This window comes from Rhodoferax sp. RT5P35 (assembly GCF_056521385.1).
The window spans coordinates 1-1,032 of record NZ_JBWMAX010000359.1 but is presented as its reverse complement, the minus strand read 5'-3'; the positions used below and the strand labels follow the sequence as shown (position 1 = coordinate 1,032).

The following is a 1,032-nucleotide window of genomic DNA, read 5'->3' as shown; positions in this document are numbered from 1 at the left end:
GTCCGATTGCGCAAAGCCGGTACCGCACAGGCATGCACCTGCGGCGAGTGCGAGCAACTTATTCAACATCCTGCGTTCCATGGCGAGTCCTTTTTGCTATGGGTGTGTACCAGCACCATTCACTGATGCCTCAAGTATATTCAGGACAAATACAATTGATACAATAAATATTGTAAGTACAAACCCTAAAATCCCATAAAATACATATAAAACAATGGTTTTACAGCATGCACATAAATACAATATGTATCAACCTAGTCCTTCATCCCCACAGGAGCTCTCCATGCAGATCGGTATGTTTGAATCGTTCATCACGGGCCATTGGTTCAGCAGCTATGCCAAGCGCATCTGGAGCGATGTCGCCACCCTGCAGGCCTGGCTGGATGTGGAAGCGGCACTCGCCCAGGCCCAGGCCGAGCTGGGCATCATCCCTGCCGCCGCTGCGCAGACCATTGCCGAGAAGGCCGATGCCAGCCTGTTCGATGTGCCCCGCCTGGCGCGCGACATTGCGTTTGCACAGCATCCCCTGGTGCCCGTGCTGCACCAGTTCGAAGCCCTGTGCGGCGAACCCGCTGCGGGCTTCATCCACTGGGGGGCCACCACCCAGGACATCACCGACACGGCCACCGTGCTGCAAATGCGCGAAGGCCTGGCACTGGTGGAGGCAGACCTGAAAGCCATTTCCGACTCGCTGGCCGACCTGTCCCGCACCTACCGCGACACGCCCATCATTGGCCGCAGCAACCTGCAGCAGGCGATTCCCATCACCTTCGGCTTCAAGACCGCCAGCATCCTGGCCGGTATCGAGCGCCACCGCGAGCGGCTGGAACAGCTCAAACCACGGGTCTTTATGGGCGAATTTGGCGGCGCGGCGGGCACGCTGGCCTCGCTGGAAAAAGGCGCGATGGAAACCCAGGCCGGGCTGATGGCCGAGCTGGGCCTGGCCTGCCCGCCCATCGCCTGGCACACGGTGCGCGACACCATCGCCGAAGTGGGGGCCTTTCTGGCCCTGGTCGGCGGCTCGCTGGGCAA

Annotated in this window: 1 protein-coding gene; it reads left to right on the top strand. The window is 59.9% G+C overall.

All coding sequences use genetic code 11. The features are described from left to right. Positions 1–283 precede the first annotated feature (283 nt). Positions 284–1,032: lyase family protein (locus AC097L_RS26315; RefSeq protein WP_479589631.1), on the top strand; the 749-nt coding region annotated here is incomplete at its 3' end.